This window comes from Cohnella hongkongensis (assembly GCF_042654645.1).
Lineage (GTDB): Bacteria > Bacillota > Bacilli > Paenibacillales > Paenibacillaceae > Cohnella > Cohnella hongkongensis.
Map to the genome: position 1 here is coordinate 62,413 of NZ_JBHSEP010000016.1, position 18,448 is coordinate 80,860.

Sequence of the window (18,448 nt, forward strand, 5' to 3'; positions counted from 1 at the left end):
GCGTGCTTATTTGACGAGCTCGATCTGCTTGATTACCGGTTCCTCGACTTGCAGTTCGCCAATGCCCCGGATCAGCTTTTTCGCGTACGTTTTCTCCGGTTTCAATACGTTGACGAGATAGTCGATTGCAAGCTGCGGATCCACGGTTTCGCCGCACGTATAACAATCGATCGCGGCAAAGCCTCTCTCAGGATACGTGTGGATGGAGATGTGGCTCTCCGAGAGCATCACCAATACGGTTGCGCCTTGAGGCTCGAATTGCTTTGCTTGAACCGAGAGTACGGTCGCGCCGCATGCTTCCGCTGCTTCCACCATGTGCGATTGGAGAAGTTCCGCACTGTTCAGTAAATCAATGTTTCCTCCCCATGTGTCAACCGCAACGTGCCGTCCGAAAGTAGAGTATTCCACCTTTCGGTTCCCCCTTCCTAGGAATAAAATTGTAAAACTGATTTCATCCGCTAGGACCTACGTCATTCACTTGGAGGGAATTTGCTCTCACCGCATTCCTTGAGTGAATCCTGGTTCCTAATGTATTGTGTTGTCAACGAATCTAAAAATAACATCTATCTTGGGTAAATGCAATAGTTTTTTTTGAAGGGGGGAAAATCGCCGTTTTCCGCGACCCGTCAAGGAATTTTAAACGCGCGCCCGGCGGCCGCGAACGGCTCGCCAGGACGCTCCTCCCGCGGCCCGAGGCAGGCTGCAACACAGTCTATGCGCGGCTGCGGTTAACGTGCATCCCCCTTGCCCCGCCGGAAAGAAAAAAAGAGAGCGTCTCGGCTCTCTTCGGGATGCCGTGCGGCGCGAAGCCGGTCAGGCTTCGAGCGCAAACAGCAAGCGGCTATGGTACTTCAGGCTGCGATCGATCTCGCCGATCAATTCGGAATCCTCGGTCTGGTTGCGCAGATCCAGAAGGTCGTTGACCGAATGACGCAGACGGGCGATCTCCTCTTCGACGGACAGCAGATGAAACAGCGACTCCAACCGGCCGACCGTGTCCCGATGTTCGAAAACCGTGCGCAGGACAGTTCCCTTGCACTCTACGATCCGGGCGACTTTGCCTTGAATATAGTGGTAAATCATCGTAAAACCTTCATAAATCCGATTCACGACCGCATCCCCGTGGAAGGTCGCGACAAGCTTGCGCAGCGCGTTAGTCAGCTTCGGATGAACGACCCGGCAAGTCAACGCGCAGCGGAACTGTCCGTTCACGCGTTCGAAGTTAAGCCGAATCGACTCTCCGCCGCTTTCGTCCTCCAGCACGACTTCCTGATTGCCGTTCTCCAATACAAACACTTGAAGATGAAGCTGTTGAAGCTCGCAAATCGAGATGAGTTCCGACATCTCGGCTTCCGTCAACTGCAGGTTGGCATTGACATACTCCGTGGCTACGCGTTGAGCCATAAAATCTCCTCAATTCCCATTGTCTTGCGATTGTGTTACGCGCTTTCTATCGTTTATTATACGCGAAATCGCAAGCCGTTTCCTCCCTGCCGAAAGCGATATTTACGGAAAAAACGGTTAAAAATCGATTCCTCACGCGATCCTGACGATCTTTTACCCGTTATCCTCGGTTTCCTGTGCGTGTTTAGGGGGTTCAGAGGGGGATTCTAACGGTATTCCTGCCGCATGCGCGATTAAGCTCCATAATTCGTCCCTTCCCTGTCCCGTCACCGACGAGAAAAGAACGAGCGGCACATGCCCGGGCATGCCCAGGTTGTGCCGGATCGTTTTCATATGCTTCGGCCATTGCGACCGCGAGATTTTGTCCGCCTTGGTCGCCACCACGATCATCGGGAGGCTGTAATGGGATAGCCACTCGTACATGCGCACGTCGTCCGCGGACGGGGGATGCCGCACGTCCACGAGCTGAAGCACGAGCTTCAGAGGCTCGCGCTCCCGCAAGTAGCGCTCGATCATTCGGCCCCAGGCTTCGCGCTCCGTCTTGGACACGCGGGCGTACCCGTAACCGGGAAAATCAACGAAGATCAGCTCTCCGTTGATCCGGTAATAATTCAAGGTTTGCGTTTTCCCCGGCTGCTGGCTCGTGCGCGCGAGATTGCGCCGCAGCAGCATTTTGTTGATCAGCGAGGATTTGCCCACGTTGGAGCGGCCGGCCAGAGCCACCTCCGGGAGTCCTTCCTCCGGATATTGGCTCGGGCCGACGGCGCTGATCATAAATTCGGTCGTCTTGATTTTCATCGAAGTCCTATTCTCCTATCCTGTCAGTGCGTGCCTGTCAGTGCGTGCCCAGAGGCGGCGCATCCTCCGGCTTGTCGTCGACGGGAGGCTGGAGCTTCCCGGCCGGCCCGGGCGCGTCGCCGCGGTTCCCTTCGGCCTCCGGTTCCCCGGCGGCCCCCAGAGGCTCCGTCAGCGCCTCCCGCAGCACCTCGTCCATATGGGAGACGGGAACGAACGTCATGCTCTCCCGGACGCTGTCCGGAATATCGCGCAGGTCCCGCTCGTTATCCTTCGGAAGAAGCACTTTTTTGATGCCGGCCCGGTGAGCGGCAAGCGACTTCTCCTTCAGCCCCCCGATCGGCAGCACGCGGCCGCGGAGCGTGATTTCGCCGGTCATGGCGACCTCGCGGGACACCTTGCGGCCGGTCAGCGCCGAGACGAGCGCGGTCGCCAGCGTAATGCCGGCGGAAGGACCGTCCTTCGGAATGGCGCCTTCCGGGATATGAATGTGAATGTCGTGCTTCTCGTGAAATTGCGGATCGATGCCGAATTCCTTGGCCCGGCTGCGGGTATAGCTGAACGCCGCCTGAGCCGATTCCTTCATGACGTCCCCGAGCTGTCCCGTCAGCGTCAGCTTGCCGGCGCCGGGCATGATCGTCACTTCGATAACGAGCGTATCGCCGCCCACCTCGGTCCATGCCAGCCCCGTAACGGAACCGATCTGATCCTCCTGCTCCGCCATGCCGTAGCGGAATTTCGGCGGTCCGAGCAGCTCCTTGAGCTTCTTCGTGTCGACGGCGATCGGCGCGGCCGAAGGATCGTAGACGATCGCCTTGGCCGCCTTGCGGCAGACCGAGGCCAACTGCTGCTCCATGTTCCGCACGCCCGATTCGCGGGTGTAATGGCGGATCAGATACAGCAGGGCGTCCCGCTCCACGACGAGCTGGTCCTCCTCCAGCCCGTGGTCCCGTTTCTGCTTCGGAAGCAGGTGGCGTTCGGCGATCTGTTCCTTCTCTAGCTCGGTATAGCCCGGTACTTGCAGCAGCTCCATCCGATCCAGCAGCGGACGGGGAATGTGATGCACGACATTGGCCGTCGTGACGAACATGACGTTGGACAGATCGAACGGCACCTCGACGTAATGGTCGCTGAACGTCGCGTTCTGCTCCGGGTCGAGCACCTCCAGCAGCGCGGAGGCCGGATCCCCGCGAAAATCCATCGCCATCTTGTCGATCTCGTCCAGCAGAAACACGGGATTGGCCGTCCCCGCATTGCGCATGCCCTGCAGAATGCGGCCCGGCATGGCGCCGACATAAGTGCGGCGATGGCCGCGAATTTCCGCTTCGTCCCTGACGCCGCCCAGGGAGATGCGAACGAACTCGCGGCCCAGCGACTTGGCGATCGACTTCGCCAGCGAGGTCTTGCCGACGCCGGGAGGTCCGACCAGACAGAGAATCGGGCCTTTCAGCTTCTTCACCAGCTTCTGGACGGCCAAATATTCCAGCACGCGCTCCTTGGGCTTGTCGAGACCGTAATGCTCCTCGTTTAATATCTGCTCGGCTTTGGCGATGTCCAGATCGTCCTCCGTCATCTTCTTCCAGGGCAGCGTCAGCAGCCACTCCACGTAAGTGCGGATGACGCCTCCCTCGGCGGACGACGCCGGCATCTTCTCCAGACGGTCGATCTCCTTGGCCGCTTTGGCCGCCACCTTCTCCGGAAGCTCCGCCTCGGCCATCTGCGAGCGCAGCTCCTCGACTTCGCCCGCCCGGCCTTCCTTGTCGCCGAGCTCCTTCTGTATGGCCTTCATCTGCTCGCGCAAATAATATTCCTTCTGCGTCTTCTCCATCTGCTTCTTGACGCGCTGGCTGATCTTGCGCTCCAGCTCCAGCACTTCCCGCTCGTTGCCGAGAAAGTCAAGAAGCTTCTCAAGCCGAGGACGAATCTCGACGGTTTCGAGAATTTCCTGCTTGTCTTTGATCTTGAGCGACAGATGGCTCGTGATCACGTCGGCCAGCCGGCCAGGCTGGTCAATATCCGATACCGCCGCGAGCGTCTCGGGGGTCACTTTCTTGGACAGGTTAATGTAATGCTCGAACTGGCTGAGCACGGCGCGCATCAGCGCGTCCAGCTCCGAATCGTTGGTCTGGGATTCGTGAAGCTCGTGGGCGAGCACCTCGTAGAAGTCGTCGTTCGGCAAGTACTGCTCGATCTCCGCCCGGCTTACGCCTTCCACCAGCACGCGGATCGTTCCGTTCGGCAGCTTCAGCATCTGGCGGACTTTGGCAATGGTTCCGATCCGGTAGATGTCCTCCTGAGTCGGCTCCTCGATGTTGACCTCCGATTGGGAGCACAGCAAAATCATATGATCGTCGACCATGCATTGCTCCAGCGCCTTGACGGACTTCTCCCGCCCGACGTCCAGATGGAGCACCATGCTCGGATATACGAGCAGCCCTCTTAAAGGCAGCAGGGGTATGGAACGGCTTTTCTGTTTGCTCGGACCCATAATGACGCACCTCGCTGTTCTGGAACGAATTCAAAACCTTTCGTCATTGTATCAAATACCGTCGCTCGCCGCAAAAACAGCCGCCCCCCTGGGGCGGCTGCCGGTCGTTACGTCTTCCGCTATCCGGTTATCGTTCTGTCGCGGGAGGAGCCGCCATCAGCCGGAGGAACGGCGGGAGGAGCCGCCGGCGGCAGCTTCCCGGCGTGCAGCACCGAGCCCGCCGGAGCGGCTGCGAAGGAATCAGCCGCCACCGGCAGCTCGATCGTCCGGCGCTCCGCTGCCGCCCATGCGGCGGCATCGCCGAAGACGTGCCGGAATACGTCCTCCATCCGGTCGACCGCGATGACCTGGACGCCCTCGATGCCCTCGAAGATCGCCTGCCAGTTCTCCTTCGGGATGATAACCTTGTCGGCTCCGGATTGGAAGGCGGCCTCGACTTTGGCCACGACGCCGCCGACCGGCTTGACTGCCCCGTGAATGCTGATCTCCCCGGTCATCGCCAGCTTGTTGTCGACCGGCTCCCGGGTCAGGGCGGAGGCGATCGCCACAGCCATCGCGACGCCGGCGGACGGGCCGTCCACGGGCGTGCCTCCCGGGAAATTAACGTGCAGGTCGTAATTTTCCGGCTGGAACCCGTGGCTTCGCAGAACGGTCAGCACGTTGTCGAGCGAGCCCTTGGCCATGCTCTTGCGTCGGAGCGTCCGTTGGCCGCCCCCGAGCTCCTCCTCCTCCACGACGCCCGTGATGTTGAATTGCCCCTTGCCCCGCTCGGCCGGGATGGCGGACACCTCGATCTCCAGCAGCGCCCCCATGCTCGGCCCGTAGACGGCCAGTCCGTTAACGAGCCCGACTTGCGGCTTGGCAGGCACCTTGCGGTCGGGTCTGGGAGGAAGCTGGCTGCTGTTGACGACCCACTCGATGTCGGCGGCGGTCAGCTGCTCGCGATTCTCGGACAGGGCGAGGCCCGCGGCCAGTTGAACGATATTGACCGCCTCCCGCCCGTTCGTCGCATATCTCTTCACGACCTCCAGCGCCTCGGGAAGGGGCGCGAAGCCGATCTTCTGGATGGCGTTCTCGGCGATTTGCGCAATCTCTGCGGGCAGCAGAGGCCGGAAATAGACTTCCATGCACCGGCTGCGAAGCGCCGGAGGAAGCTCGCCCGGCGATCTTGTCGTCGCGCCGACGAGACGGAAATCGGCCGGGAGACCGTTCTGGAAAATATCGTGAATGTACAGCGGGATGTTCGTGTCCTCCGCGTGATAATACGCGCTCTCCAAATAGACCTTGCGATCTTCCAGCACCTTAAGCAGCTTATTCAGCTGGATCGGATGAAGCTCCCCGATCTCGTCGATGAACAGTATGCCTCCGTGAGCCTTCGTCACCGCGCCGGGCTTCGGCTGCGGAATGCCCGCCACGCCCATCGCGCCCGCTCCCTGATAGATCGGATCGTGAACCGATCCGATGAGCGGATCGGCAATCCCCCGCTCGTCGAAGCGGGCCGTCGTAGCGTCGATCTCGGTGAACTTGGCGTCGAACCGGAAAGGCGACTGCTTGTTCTTCTTCGCCTCCTCCAGAATGACGCGAGCGGCCGCCGTCTTCCCGACGCCCGGCGGACCGTAGACGAGCACATGCTGCGGATTGCTGCTGCACAGGGCGGCCTTGAGCGCCCTCAGCCCTTCCTTCTGCCCGACGATGTCGCTTATCGAGTCCGGCCTCGTTCTCTCCGCCAGCGGCTTGGTCAAGGAGATGGAGCGAAGCTTGCGCAGCTTGTCCATCTCCTTGCGCGACTCGCGGTCCACCGCGCTGCGATTGCTCTTCTGATTGCGCAGCAGGTTCCAAAAATAAATGCCGATTACAACGGCAAAAAAAACTTGAATCAGCATCAAAATCATGCTTAAGTTCATCTGCTATCATCCTCCCCGATCCTGCCTCCGGGCGAACCGCTCCATAGAAGTCGACGCGACAAAAAAACCGACGCCCAGGCTATACTTGGTAGTATTGCCCGAATGTCGGCACGGATAGTCATGTGATCTCAAGCAGTTCCCGAATGTCGTCTTCGGTTAACGAAGACAGGGCCGTTTCGCCGGGGCGAACGATCTCTTCGATCAGATCCTTCTTGCGCTGCTGAAGCTGCAGCATTTTCTCCTCGATCGTCCCCTGCGCGACCAGCCTGAACACCTGAACGACCTTCTTCTGCCCGATGCGGTGGGCGCGATCCGCCGCCTGCTGCTCCACCGCCGGATTCCACCAGAGATCGAACAGGACAACCGTATCCGCTCCGGTCAGGTTCAGTCCCGTTCCGCCCGCTTTCAGCGAGATGAGGAAGATGTCCCGCTCCCCGCCGTTAAAGGCGTCGCACATCTCCATTCTGGCGGCCGAAGGCGTGGAACCGTCCAGATAGAAATAAGAGGCGTCCCGTTCGTCCAGCTCCTGCCGGATGATGTCCAGCATCGAAGTAAATTGGGAGAACACCAGCATCCGGTTGCCCCCGCTGCGGCATTCCTCGATCAGCTCCAGAAGCTGCTCCAGCTTGCCGGAGCTGCCCTCGTAACCGTCGAGAAACAGCGCCGGATGGCAGCAAAGCTGCCGAAGACGGGTGAGGCCGGCCAATATTTTCATTCGATTGCGCTGGAAGCCCCCGTCCTCCGACAAATTCCGCGCGACGTCCGATTGCAGCCTCTCCAGATAGGCCAAGTACAGCCGCTTCTGATCCGCGGTCAGCTCGGAGGGCTGAACGCTTTCGATTTTGTCGGGCAGCTCCTTCAGCACGTCCGCCTTGAGCCTGCGAAGAATGAACGGACGAACGATTCGGGCGACCTTGTCCCGAGGCAGCTCCAGAAACGCCTTCCGGCTGCCGAACAGACCGGGGAACACCGCCTCGAAAAGAGCCCACAGCTCCTCAAGCGAATTCTCGATCGGAGTTCCCGTAAGCGCGAACCGCTGCCCGGCTTGCAGCCTTCTGACCGCATGCGACGTCAAGGAGGCGTGGTTTTTGATCGCCTGGGCCTCGTCGAGGAACAGACTGCGGAACGTTCTCGTCTCGTACCATTCGATGTCCCGGCGCAGCAGCGGATAGGACGTGATCCAGACGTCCGCCGCTTGCAAGCCGTCTTCCATCAGATCGCCGCGCTCTTGCGGATCTCCGGCCGCGACGACCGTTCTCAGCTCCGGCGCAAAGCGCCGAACTTCCCTCTCCCAGTTGTAGATCAGCGAAGCCGGGCAGACGATCAGCACCGGGGCCGACTCGCCTCTGTCGCCCTCTCCTGCCGCCTCCGCAGTCTCGGAGACGATATACGCGATGCTCTGAATCGTCTTCCCCAGTCCCATATCGTCGGCCAGGATGCCGCCCAGCCGGTAATGAGCCAGCGTCTTCAGCCAATGGAAGCCGAACTTCTGATAATCGCGCAAAATCGGCTCCAGCCCGGGCGGAATGTCGAAGTCGAGATTGTCGGGATGGCGCAGATTGTCCCACAGCCGGCGAAGCGTTTTGCCGACCTGAACCCCCCGGGACGCCGCCCCGAAGCGGTCCATCAGCCGGAAGCCGCGAACGGCCGGCATGCGCATCCGGGTTCCGCTCAGCTCCGATTGATGGAGATCCAGATCCTCGAACAGGCCGATAATGTCGCGGAAGCTCTCCTGCTCCAGCGACAGAAACCGTCCGTCGGGGAGCCGGTAATACTTCTTCCTCTCCATCAGGTGACGCAGCAGGCCGCGTATGTCCCCTTCGTCCAATCCCTCCATGTCGAAGGAAACCTCGAGCCAGTTCGTTCCCGCATCGACGTCCATCCTCGTCTTCGGCTCGTGCTCGACCTCGCGCATTACCGTCCGCACCGCATCCGACGCATAGACGTCCACATCTTCTCCGAGCTGGGGAAGGATGCCGTACAGAAAATCGTACATCTCCTCCTCCTGATCCAGATAGACGTCTTTTCCGTTGAACTTGAAGGAAGCGCGTTCGATCAGCGCCATGATTCGGTTCTCCCGATCGAGATCGCGCATGAGAATGACGTCCTCCCGGGCGTTCTTAACCGCCTTCTGAGGCAGAGGAGTCATTACGATGTCGCCGTAGACATATTCCAGCCGCGCGAGCAGCCTGTCGTCCTCCATATCCAGATAAAGGCGGGCGTTAAGCGGAGGGCTGACGATTCGGTCGGCGATATGCGGCGAGATCTCGACCCGGATCATCGTCTTAAGCTCGCGGACGACGCGGTCGATGAACGGCTCGATCTGTTCGGCCGAGATGAGCAGCCGCGTGCCCGGCTCATATTGAAACACCTTTTTCAGCTCCGCGAGCCGCGCGAGCTGCTCTGTCCCGGCTCGGAACAGCAACCCTCCCGCGACGGCGATTCCGTAATCGGGCATGAAGACGGTGTGATCCAGGCCCTCGAACGCCAGCTGATACCCGTCGCCCGCCCGGTCCAGACGGGCCGTAATCGGAAGCTCCCCTTCGACGAGCTCCATTCCGTGGACGCCCGTCTTGTCCTCGAAGCTGGCGTTCGCATGCTTTAATTCGGGCAGCATCCTCTCCCAGACGGCGGGAGGAACGGCCAATATTCTTTCTTCCCGGTACGAGTACGAGGATAAGGAATGAAGCAGATCCTTGTAAGTCTCCTCGGCATGCATCGCTTCCGCCAGCAGCCGGATCAGCGCTTCGTCATGCTTCTTGAAGACATGCTCGGACGGGTCGTACGCGAAGTGCTTGGCGAACGCCATCTGCGTGCCGTTCTCGATGTGCTTCAGAAAATCTTTGATTTTCTGAACGACGTACATGCGGGACGGTCCGACTTTCATCGAGACGGCGAACATTGTGCGGCCGGCGAAGCTCTTGACGAGCTTAAAGGCGAATTCGACCTCCAGCGTCCGCTTCTCCCATGCCTCCTCCTCCAGCGTCTGCAAGGCGGCTTCCGTTCGGCGGCTCAACGCCCGATCGAACAAAAAGATAACCTGCTTCGTCAGATGGATATCCTTCCCGGATATCGCTTCCTCCTCGGCAGGCGGCCCCTCCTGTTGCTCTTCCGCTAGCTTGAACAGTACGGCGATCACATGCTTGCAATAGGACAAAGGAGCGTATGCGTCGCAATTACAGGAAGCCCGAATGTCCCCGTCCTTGCCGATCTCCACCTCGACCTCGTATTTCTCGCGGCTGGCTCCCTTGACGGCCGCCCTGTAGCCGGCCGATTCGCCCGCCTCCGTTCGAACGGACAGCACCTGTCCCGAACGATAATAGGCCTCTCCGCGCAAATACGTCGCGGGGTCGCTCATGCTCCGGATCGATCGTTTATCGAAGACGAATTTCTTCACATCCTTAGAACCGGTCGGACGCCGACTCCCGCTTATGCCGCAGGCATCGGCGTGTCCGTAGGCTTGGCGTATCCGGTTTGATAATAGCTGTCGACGTACTGGCGAATGTCCAGATCCGACTTGCCCTGCTGCTTCGTCTGGGCCGTTACGACGGCGATCTGAACGCAGACGCCGCATCCGCTGCAGGTGTCGTCGAGCGCGCCGGCAATCCGATAGGCCGGCCGGACCGTCTCGGGCTGCTCGTCCAGGAAAGCCGGCAGCTCTTCCGCAGAAGCGGTCACCTCCCGGAGATCTCCGTTGGCGGCATGGGCGGTATGAGCGGCATGAGAGGAAGGGTCATCCTGACGGCCTTCCCGTTGGCGCAGGGGGAGACTGCAAGCCATCCCCGTCCCAGCGCGGCAACCGCCAGCTTCTTCAGCTTAGCCATGTCTCCTCCCCGGTATAACCCCCGTCTCCGCGTACGCGGCGGCGATCTGATCGATCTCCTTCTTAAGCTCGCTGACGAGCTCCGCCTCCGGAACTTTGCGAATCATCTCGCCGTAGCGGAACAGCATGCCCTCCCCGCGCGCGCCCGCAATGCCGATGTCGGCTTCGCGCGCTTCTCCCGGACCGTTGACGGCGCATCCGAGGACGGACACCTTGATCGGCACCTTCAGCTTGGACAAATACTCCTCCACCTCGTTCGCGACGGCGAACAGGTCGATATCGAGCCGTCCGCAGGTCGGACAGGAAATGAGCGTCGGCGCGTCGGTAATCAGTCCGAACACCTTGAGCAGCTCCCTGGCCACCTTGATTTCCTCTACCGGGTCCGCGCTCAAAGAAATTCTCATCGTGTTGCCGATGCCGCGATCCAGCAGCACGCCAAGCCCGGCGGAGCTCTTGACCGTGCCCGAGAACAACGTGCCGGCTTCCGTAATGCCGAGATGCAGCGGGTAGCGGATCACTTCAGCCGCCTTCGTATACGCCTCGATAGCCATCGGAACGTCCGAAGCTTTAAGCGAGACGATAATATTGTGAAAATCCAGCTCTTCCAATATGCCGATATGATACCGCGCGCTTTCCACCATCGCTTCGGCGGTCGGGTAACCGTACTTCTCCAGCAGATGATTTTCCAGCGATCCCGCGTTCACGCCGATGCGGATCGGGATGTTGCGCTCCTTGCACGCCTTGACGACCGCTTCCACCTTCTCGCGGCGGCCGATGTTGCCCGGATTGATCCGGACTTTATCGATACCGTTCTCGATCGCCAGCAGGGCCAATCTGTAGTCGAAATGAATATCGGCGACGAGCGGGATGCGGATCCGCTTCTTGATCGCCTTGATCGCTTCCGCCGCTTCCTTATTGTTGACGGTGACGCGCACGAGCTGGCAGCCCGCTTCCTCCAGCCGATGGATCTCGGCGACGGTAGCCTCGACGTCCGCGGTCTTCGTCGTGCACATGCTCTGCAGAACGACCTTGTTGTTGCCGCCGATCGTCAGATCGCCCACCTGGACGGCGACGGTATCCGTACGTTTATACATAAGTGCTTCTCCCCTGTATACGCCAAAGTCCACCCCGCATAGCGGGGTGGAACCGGCAATCTAGGCGAACTCCGCGGCGGCCGAAAGGCCTGGATGGCGGCTTTCGTCCTGCTCCCGTTACGCGCTTTCTTCTTTTTTCTTGCCTTTTTTCGTCGTGAGCTCCGGCGCCATCTTGTCCTTGATCGCCTTGGCGGTCACGAGACAGGTGACGACGTCCTCTCGCGAAGGCACCTCGTACATCACCTCGAGCATGACGCTTTCGATGATGGCCCGAAGACCGCGAGCGCCCGTATTCCGCTTGATGGCCTCCCGAGCAATCTCCTCCAGCGCGCCGCTCTCGAACTCCAGCTTGACGTTGTCCATCTCGAGCAGCTTCTGATACTGCTTGACAAGGGCGTTCTTCGGCTCGGACAGAATGCGGACGAGCGCCGGCTCGTCAAGCGGCTCCAGCGTGGAGATGACCGGCAGACGGCCGACGAATTCCGGAATCAGGCCGAACTTCAGCAGGTCTTCCGGCTGAGCCAGGGACAGATACTCTCCCGGCTTCATCTCCTTCTGACCTTCCAGTACGGAGCTGAATCCGATCACTTTTTTGCCGATCCGACGTTTAATGATCTGCTCCAGACCGTCGAACGCGCCGCCGCAGATGAACAGAATGTTCGTCGTGTCGATCTGGATGAACTCCTGATGCGGATGCTTGCGTCCTCCTTGCGGCGGTACGGAAGCGACCGTGCCTTCGAGAATTTTCAGCAGCGCCTGCTGCACGCCTTCTCCGGATACGTCGCGCGTAATCGAAGGATTCTCGGACTTGCGGGCCACCTTGTCGATCTCGTCGATATAGATGATGCCCCGTTCCGCCTTCTCCACGTCGTAATCGGCCGCCTGGATCAGCTTCAGCAGGATGTTCTCGACATCCTCGCCGACGTACCCGGCCTCCGTCAACGAAGTCGCGTCGGCGATCGCGAACGGCACGTTCAAAATTTTCGCCATCGTCTGGGCGAGCAGCGTCTTCCCCGAGCCTGTAGGCCCTACGAGCATGATGTTGCTCTTCTGCAGCTCGACGTCCTCGATCTTCGCTTGGGAATTGATGCGCTTGTAGTGATTATATACCGCCACCGACAGAGACTTCTTCGCTTGCTCCTGGCCGATGACGTACTGGTCCAGAATGTTGCGAATGTCCTTCGGCTTCGGAATGTCCTTCAGATCGAGCTCTTCCTCATGGCCGAGCTCCTCCTCTACGATCTCCGTGCAAAGCTCTATGCATTCGTCGCATATATATACGCCGGGACCGGCAACCAGCTTTCTCACCTGATCCTGCGACTTGCCGCAGAACGAGCATTTCAATTGGCCTTTCTCGTCGCTGAATTTAAACATGTACACCCTCCTTAGTCAACCGCTTGTTCGATTGCGGGACGTCGTTGCTTGCTTTACGATTGCGGATTGTCGATGGCCGCGGGCTGAGTGATGACCTTGTCGATCAGACCGTAACTGACCGCCTCTTCGGCGCTCATAAAGTTGTCGCGGTCGGTGTCGCGTTCGATCTTCTCGTAAGGCTGCCCCGTACGCTCGACGTAAATCTGATTCAGCTTCTGCTTCGTCTTGACGATCCAGTCCGCATGAATTTTAATATCCGATGCTTGGCCTCTTACCCCGCCCAGCGGCTGGTGAATCATAATCTCGCTGTTCGGAAGCGCAAAGCGCTTGCCGGGGGCGCCAGCCGTCAGGAGCAAGGACCCCATGCTGGCGGCCATTCCCACGCATATGGTGGAAACGTCGGGCTTGATGAACTGCATCGTATCGAAAATTCCCATGCCGGCCGTTACCGAGCCGCCCGGGGAGTTGATGTACAGATGAATATCTTTCTCCGGGTCTTCCGCTGTCAAGAACAGCAGCTGAGCGATAATGAGATTGGCGACATCGTCGTCAATCGCGCTTCCGAGAAAAATAATGCGGTCCTTCAAGAGCCGGGAGTAAATATCGTACGACCGCTCTCCGCGATTCGTTTGCTCGACGACCATAGGCACTAACATGTTACCAACCCCTTTTCTCATTAGACGTTCGAATCTCGGTAATAGTTTAACACGTTCAAATCGGAATGTCATGTTGACGAGCCGTTTTCGGGCGATCGTCGTTCGGACGGTGCGGGACTGCGTATGTATGCGGAGTGAAAAATAAGGCACGCGGGTTGCACGTGCCTTGATTTGACGATTCGGAAAGCATAAGACCGCTATTGTCCATCCGAATCGTCGCCGTTACTCGGATTTGCTGTTTTCGACAAGGAACTTCACGGCTTTGCGGACTTTCAGATCCGCGTTCAGGCTGTCCAGGTAGCCGTTCGCCGAGAAGATGCCGCGGAGTTCCTCCGCCGGACGGTTATACAGCTTCGACAGATTGTCGAGCTCCGCGCTTACGTCCTCTTCGGATACTTCGAGGTTTTCCGCTTTGGCGATCTCCTCGAGCACGAGATTGCTGCGTACGCGCTTCTCGGCATCGCCTTTCATTTGCTCCTTCAGCGCCGCTTCGTCTTGGCCGCTGAACTGATAATAGAGGTCGAGCGTCATGCCTTGCTGGCGAAGGCGGTTCTCGAAGTCCTTCAGCATGGCGTCGATCTCGGTGTTAATCATCACTTCCGGAATTTCCAGCTCCGCCGCTTCCGCCGCTTTGTCGACGATCGCGGTTTCGCGAGCCGCTTCCGCGTCTTTGGCTTTGCGTTCGCCCAGCTTCTTCGTCAGATCGGCTTTGAACTCGTCGAGCGTATCGAACTCGCTGACGTCTTTGGCGAACTCGTCGTCGAGCTCCGGCAGGTTTTTGCGCTTGATCTCGTGCAGCTTCACTTTGAACACGACCGCTTTGCCGGCCAGGTTCTCCGCCTGATAGTTCTCGGGGAACGTGACGTTGATGTCTTTCTCCTCAGCGATGTTCAGGCCGACCACTTGCTCCTCGAAGCCGGGAATGAAGGAACCGGAGCCCAGCTCGAGCGAGTATTTCTCGCCTTTGCCGCCCTCGAACGGAACGCCGTCCAGAAATCCTTCGAAATCGATGGAAGTAAAATCGCCCATCTGAGCCGGACCCTCGTCCACGACGACCAGCTCGGCGTGGCGCTGCTGCAGACGCTCCAGCTCTGCGTTCACTTCCTCTTCCGTCACTTCCGCGCTTTCAACGGGAACGACGATGCCTTTGTATTCTCCGAGCTTCACTTCCGGCTTGACCGGCACCTTCGCTTTAAACTTGAAGGACTGGCCTTTGGAGAACTGCTCAACGTCAACCTCCGGACGGTCGATCGGCTCGATGCCGACTTCGTCGATCGCCTTCGTGTACGCTTCCGGCAGCAGGATATCGATCGCATCCTGATACAGGCTCTCCACGCCGAAGCGTGCTTCGAAAATCGCGCGCGGCACTTTTCCTTTGCGGAAGCCCGGCACGTTAACCTTCTGAACGACTTTGCGGAATGCCTTGTCCAACGCGCGAGCGACTTCCTCCGCGTCTACTTCGACTTCAAGAACGCCAAGGTTCTTCTCTATCTTTTCCCAGTTTGCTGTCATATTATGCTTTCCCCTCCGTAACGTCTTGCCGCCACTCTGCGACAAATCACATAAACCATTCCATTATAGAACAACATTGCGATCGGTTCAAGGCGCATTTGGCTTTATTCGGACATTTGCGGATCCATCGCGTAGCTTCTCAGCCAACGAAGCGCCTGTTCGTAGCGAAAACGAAGCTCGCCCGTAATTCCGTACTGCTCCCGGATCGCTTCGTCGCCTTGCTTACCGTGCAGCTTCTCCAGCAACAGCTGGTGAAGGGCGGCGGCCCAGACGTCGGACGATCCGTCGTCGTCGGCGGCCATGCTCTGAAACACCGGCGTTCCGTAAGCCAGCTCGGCGCAATCCTTCCAAGTCTCTTCCGCGAAATAGGATAGCGTAGGGTCCGACACCTCCGCCGACTGCCTCACCCTCTCCAGCACCTGATGCATGCCGGGCGGGAATTCCGAGAAGCTTAAGGGCGTATCCGCCGCCTCTACCGTTAAGCTCTCCCCGTCTCTCCAGAACGCAACCGGCCCGCTTCCCCCTTGATTCCGGATCGCCTGCAAGGCGCGAAACTGCAGAGGGGGAATATACTCTTCCCGGGCCAGCCATTGCCTCAGGGAGCTGTCGATATCCGGGTGAAGCACGTGCTGCAATTGGCTAAGGATGAGCATCTGCTGTCCCGGATCGTCGCCGTTGTACAGCGAGGCCAGCAGCTCCGGGATGTAGTTGGCGTCGGACTGGCTGCGCTCCGATAATCTCCGTTTGAAGATTTCTTCCTCGTTCTCTTCGCCCTCTTCGTTCTTCAGAAGAGCGTCGTAATCCAGGCTGCCCTCCGCCGCAGGGAACGCGGCGTCCAGCCAACCGAGCAGCGCCTGCCACTCCGTATGGTGCCGTTCCGCCTCGCCCCGGCATTGAAGGAGGAACGCCAGCAAAGCCTTGGCATCCCCGTAGCGCTCCGTTTCCAGCATTTTCGTCAATTGTATCTGATAGTAATCCAGCGTCTTCGGAAACAGCACCAGATTGTCCTTCGGTCGATCCGTCATGTGGGCAGTTCCCCTCCACCGGTACCGGCATTGATTCGCACATTGTCTTCAAAATTATAGCATGAACGAATTCCAAAATAAAAAGAGACCGAAGTCTTCGGCCAAGCCGGCGCTTGCAAAGGATGCGGATACCTGCCTCTTGGTATGGCCAGCGGCCCCTGCGACGCAATAAAGACCCCTTGATCTCAAGAGGGTCTCGGCGGTCGGGCTATGGAGCGGGTGAAGGGAATCGAACCCTCGCCTCAAGCTTGGGAAGCTGGCGTTCTACCATTGAACTACACCCGCGTATAAGAGGCATGCTGCGTGAAATATCATAGCACGGTTTACGGTCGAAAATCAATCGTCCGGCCCAGGCGGACGCCTCTATATGACCGATCCGGCAGGTTGGCGTGGGCAAGAGTGGATTGTTCGCAATCTGTGCGAATGCACTGACCGTGCGCCAGCCTCTACATAAGCTATCTCGTGACTTCAATCTTCGCAGTTGGGTGGTGATTGCATGAGTTATCCGGTTGGAGGCGCAGGAGTTGGCTATGGCGGCGGAATGGGCGCAGCGGCATTCGCACTGGTGCTGTTCATCCTGCTCGTCATTATCTTGCGTGCCGGTGCTGGCATCTGGTAAAAGCTAAGCCTCCCTAAATTCTGCAGGAGATCTTCCAGTATCCTCGGTTAGATGACGAATGTGCTTGCCGAGAATCCCCGCTGCGGCCGCCCGGCTTCGGCGGGGATTTGTCCGGGGAGCGGAACGATTCGTTCGCCGATGCGTACATACTAAGGAATAACAACCTGCTTTAAAAGGAGCCGTGAATTATGAAATTCAGCGCCGCCGGCGTTCGGACGATCTGCCCCTGCTGCGGAAACGATACCTTCGATAAAGACTACCGGCAATTAAATTCGAGAGGCGCAACCTTCTTCGGGTTGGATTGGGCCAACCGGAACGCCACCATCCTCGTCTGCCAGCGCTGCACCCATATTTTATGGTTTATGTCCGAGCCTGAACAGCAGGAGGATTAATATCCTCTGCCGGTTCGGACGGACGTCCGCTCCAAGCCAAAAGCCCGTATCCCATCGCTTCAGGGTTACGGGCTTTTATCTATGCGTTCCATCGTAAAGGATAGCTTGGGAATGGCGTCCCAGGAGGGATTCGAACCCCCGACCGACGCCTTAGAAGGGCGCTGCTCTATCCAGCTGAGCTACTGAGACACGCAAAATTTATATTAGCACACACCGCCCCGCTTCGCAATACCTTTTCTGTCGCTATGGATTTGAAATCGGTTCGCCGACAGGATAAGATCGATACAAGCTGTAAAAACGCCCGCTGCCCCTCGTCTCTGCCCAAGCGGCGGGCATGGAGGAGTAAAGGGATATGGGAATGTGGTTAGTCTACGCGCTGCTATCGGCCGTGGCGGCGGCTCTTGTCGCCATCTTCGGCAAAATCGGATTAAAAGATATCGACGCCAACTCGGCGACCGCCATCCGCGCGGTCATTATGGCTCTCTTCCTGCTCGGTGTCGTCTTCGTTCAGGGAAAATTCGCCCAGCTCGGCGAAATTTTCGTCCAGAAGAAGGCTATGGCCTTTATCGTGCTCAGCGGAGTGGCCGGCGCGCTGTCCTGGCTGTTTTATTTTATGGCGCTGAAAGGAGGCAAAGTGTCCCAGGTCGGACCCATCGACAAGCTCAGCGTCGTGCTGGCCGTCGTTCTCGCTTTCCTCTTTCTCGGAGAACGGATTTCGTGGATCAATTCGATTGGCGTGGCGCTCATTGCGCTGGGCGCAATCCTTGTCGCCTGGAAGTAAAATCGGCGGCTTGTTTACGAAGAGAAGCCGCTCCGTCCTGACCGGCGGAGCGGCCTGACGTTCGTCAGCCTCTCAGGATCCGATCGGGAACGACCGGATTGTTCTGCCCCGAATGAGCGTGATTGACTTTTAAGGTTTCCTCGACGAACTCCTCGCCCTTCTTGGCGATCTGATTGCCTTTGTTCTTTTTGAATGCCTCTGCCACCGCTTTCTCACCTCCTCCGCTACAGGATGTTCATCGATTCGATATGGCGTTTCGTCTCGTCGGTGCCAAGCTCGTGCAGCATGCGGTATATCGTTCTGGACAGCGCGGCATACGTCTCGTTATCGGGGGTGTCGGATATCGTCGGAGAACCGCTATAGTTGAAAATTTCATCCTCGTCCGCGTCCTGCGCTTCCTGAAACAGCTCCTGAAGCTTGTCGATTTCCGCCTCGTTGGCGCGAATCTCGAATTCGAAGGAAGCCGCTTCGGGATCCTCCAGAATTTGTCCGGGTCCCACCGAGACGTAATAGGTCCTTCTCTCGTCCACCGTCGTTTGGGCGTCGTTCACGCGGCATGGGCTCCTTTCTCCCGCATGCGG

17 protein-coding genes and 2 tRNA genes are annotated in these 18,448 nt (G+C 58.7%); 3 read left to right on the forward strand and 16 right to left on the reverse strand.

Going from position 1 to position 18,448, the window contains the following annotated elements:
- Nucleotides 1–6: 6 nt before the first annotated feature.
- The 13 genes from speD to ACFO3S_RS19480 form a co-directional block, all read right to left on the reverse strand.
- The gene (gene speD, locus ACFO3S_RS19420) at nucleotides 7–408 is read right to left on the reverse strand and encodes an adenosylmethionine decarboxylase (RefSeq protein WP_378099490.1); all 402 of its coding nucleotides are present in this window, start codon (nucleotides 406–408) and stop codon (nucleotides 7–9) included.
- 405 nt (nucleotides 409–813) lie between these two features.
- Entirely contained in the window at nucleotides 814–1,404 is a 591-nt protein-coding gene (locus tag ACFO3S_RS19425) for a non-ribosomal peptide synthetase module (RefSeq protein WP_378099492.1), read from the reverse strand.
- Between the two features lie 153 nt (nucleotides 1,405–1,557).
- The gene (yihA, locus tag ACFO3S_RS19430) at nucleotides 1,558–2,202 is read right to left on the reverse strand and encodes a ribosome biogenesis GTP-binding protein YihA/YsxC (protein WP_378099494.1); all 645 of its coding nucleotides are present in this window, start codon (nucleotides 2,200–2,202) and stop codon (nucleotides 1,558–1,560) included.
- Between the two features lie 37 nt (nucleotides 2,203–2,239).
- The gene (gene lon / locus ACFO3S_RS19435; RefSeq protein WP_378099496.1) at nucleotides 2,240–4,687 is read right to left on the reverse strand and encodes an endopeptidase La; all 2,448 of its coding nucleotides are present in this window, start codon (nucleotides 4,685–4,687) and stop codon (nucleotides 2,240–2,242) included.
- Nucleotides 4,688–4,806: 119 nt separating this feature from the next.
- Nucleotides 4,807–6,591, reverse strand: coding sequence for an ATP-dependent protease LonB (lonB, locus tag ACFO3S_RS19440; protein ID WP_378099498.1), 1,785 nt, complete (start codon nucleotides 6,589–6,591; stop codon nucleotides 4,807–4,809).
- 118 nt (nucleotides 6,592–6,709) lie between these two features.
- Complete coding sequence (locus tag ACFO3S_RS19445) at nucleotides 6,710–9,949, reverse strand: DEAD/DEAH box helicase (RefSeq protein WP_378099500.1); 3,240 nt, start codon at nucleotides 9,947–9,949, stop codon at nucleotides 6,710–6,712.
- 71 nt (nucleotides 9,950–10,020) lie between these two features.
- The gene (locus ACFO3S_RS19450; protein ID WP_378099502.1) at nucleotides 10,021–10,371 is read right to left on the reverse strand and encodes a PCYCGC motif-containing (lipo)protein; all 351 of its coding nucleotides are present in this window, start codon (nucleotides 10,369–10,371) and stop codon (nucleotides 10,021–10,023) included.
- A 36-nt stretch (nucleotides 10,372–10,407) separates the two neighbouring features.
- Complete coding sequence (ispG, locus tag ACFO3S_RS19455; RefSeq protein ID WP_378099504.1) at nucleotides 10,408–11,508, reverse strand: flavodoxin-dependent (E)-4-hydroxy-3-methylbut-2-enyl-diphosphate synthase; 1,101 nt, start codon at nucleotides 11,506–11,508, stop codon at nucleotides 10,408–10,410.
- A 117-nt stretch (nucleotides 11,509–11,625) separates the two neighbouring features.
- Nucleotides 11,626–12,882 carry an ATP-dependent protease ATP-binding subunit ClpX gene (clpX, locus tag ACFO3S_RS19460; protein WP_378099506.1) on the reverse strand — a complete coding sequence of 419 codons (1,257 nt, stop codon included), beginning with the start codon at nucleotides 12,880–12,882 and terminating at the stop codon, nucleotides 11,626–11,628.
- Between the two features lie 53 nt (nucleotides 12,883–12,935).
- Nucleotides 12,936–13,538 (reverse strand): ATP-dependent Clp endopeptidase proteolytic subunit ClpP, encoded by a 603-nt coding sequence (gene clpP / locus ACFO3S_RS19465; protein ID WP_378099508.1) that lies wholly within the window; start codon nucleotides 13,536–13,538, stop codon nucleotides 12,936–12,938.
- Nucleotides 13,539–13,760: 222 nt separating this feature from the next.
- On the reverse strand, nucleotides 13,761–15,050 hold the full coding sequence (gene tig, locus ACFO3S_RS19470) for a trigger factor (protein ID WP_378099510.1): 1,290 nt from the start codon (nucleotides 15,048–15,050) through the stop codon (nucleotides 13,761–13,763).
- A gap of 104 nt (nucleotides 15,051–15,154) precedes the next feature.
- Nucleotides 15,155–16,075 carry a hypothetical protein gene (locus tag ACFO3S_RS19475; RefSeq protein WP_378099512.1) on the reverse strand — a complete coding sequence of 307 codons (921 nt, stop codon included), beginning with the start codon at nucleotides 16,073–16,075 and terminating at the stop codon, nucleotides 15,155–15,157.
- A 211-nt stretch (nucleotides 16,076–16,286) separates the two neighbouring features.
- Nucleotides 16,287–16,360, reverse strand: a tRNA-Gly gene (locus tag ACFO3S_RS19480).
- Between the two features lie 211 nt (nucleotides 16,361–16,571).
- Here ACFO3S_RS19480 and ACFO3S_RS19485 point away from each other — a divergent pair.
- Both ACFO3S_RS19485 and ACFO3S_RS19490 read left to right on the forward strand, forming a co-directional pair.
- Nucleotides 16,572–16,694 (forward strand): sporulation protein YjcZ, encoded by a 123-nt coding sequence (locus ACFO3S_RS19485; protein WP_378099514.1) that lies wholly within the window; start codon nucleotides 16,572–16,574, stop codon nucleotides 16,692–16,694.
- Between the two features lie 188 nt (nucleotides 16,695–16,882).
- Nucleotides 16,883–17,086 (forward strand): hypothetical protein, encoded by a 204-nt coding sequence (locus ACFO3S_RS19490; protein ID WP_378099515.1) that lies wholly within the window; start codon nucleotides 16,883–16,885, stop codon nucleotides 17,084–17,086.
- A 112-nt stretch (nucleotides 17,087–17,198) separates the two neighbouring features.
- Here ACFO3S_RS19490 and ACFO3S_RS19495 read toward each other — a convergent pair.
- Nucleotides 17,199–17,275 (reverse strand) — tRNA-Arg (locus ACFO3S_RS19495).
- Between the two features lie 163 nt (nucleotides 17,276–17,438).
- Between ACFO3S_RS19495 and ACFO3S_RS19500 the strand changes: the two genes are divergently transcribed.
- Nucleotides 17,439–17,867: an EamA family transporter gene (locus ACFO3S_RS19500; RefSeq protein WP_378099517.1), complete on the forward strand. Its 429-nt coding sequence runs from the start codon at nucleotides 17,439–17,441 to the stop codon at nucleotides 17,865–17,867.
- Between the two features lie 64 nt (nucleotides 17,868–17,931).
- Here ACFO3S_RS19500 and ACFO3S_RS19505 read toward each other — a convergent pair whose 3' ends face one another.
- Nucleotides 17,932–18,072 (reverse strand): hypothetical protein, encoded by a 141-nt coding sequence (locus tag ACFO3S_RS19505; protein WP_378099519.1) that lies wholly within the window; start codon nucleotides 18,070–18,072, stop codon nucleotides 17,932–17,934.
- A 19-nt stretch (nucleotides 18,073–18,091) separates the two neighbouring features.
- Nucleotides 18,092–18,418, reverse strand: a complete 327-nt coding sequence (locus ACFO3S_RS19510) for a hypothetical protein (RefSeq protein ID WP_378099521.1) — start codon at nucleotides 18,416–18,418, stop codon at nucleotides 18,092–18,094.
- Between the last annotated feature and the right edge of the window lie 30 nt (nucleotides 18,419–18,448).